A 513-nucleotide genomic window follows, 5' to 3' on the forward strand; every position below is an offset into this window, starting at 1 on the left:
TTATGACGGAATGCTTTTAAGATGATTTCTTTCAGTTCTTCATCCCTTGCTTCCCGTTGTTTTCTACGCTCTTGAGACTCGCGAGAGTAGTATTTATAATAGGCACTTCTGGAAACTCCTGCGACCCAACAAAGGTATCTCACCATTTTTTCGAGCTTATATTTCTGTATTACGGAACGAATGAGAAAGAACTTTTGACTTGGGGAGAGGACTACTTCTTTAGCCCCCTTTCCGCGAATCGAATCTTTTTTAGAAGTTCATTTTCCGCCTTAAGCAGGTTGATTTGAGCTTCTAGTCGAGCATTCTTATCTTCAAGGGATAACTCCCGTTCTCTAGGTCTCCCGGAATTGCCTTTCCTTGTGTCATTGAGCCCCAAAACTCCGTTCCTTTTATAAGCAGCACTCCATCTCTTACTTGCGGCATGAATACGTGCCATACCAATTATATCTGTATCAAATCCAGCCTCTTCAAAGATCTGTCTAGAGAATTTGCCTTTCTCCTTCTCAGCGATAA

At 41.9% G+C, this 513-nt stretch carries 1 pseudogene; it reads right to left on the bottom strand.

Annotated elements, in window-relative coordinates:
* Positions 1-513 (bottom strand): annotated as a pseudogene (locus HP456_RS24800) (IS3 family transposase); the annotation flags it as partial.

It is taken from the genome of Bacillus haikouensis, assembly GCF_013179555.1.
Lineage (GTDB): Bacteria > Bacillota > Bacilli > Bacillales > Bacillaceae_B > Rossellomorea > Rossellomorea haikouensis_A.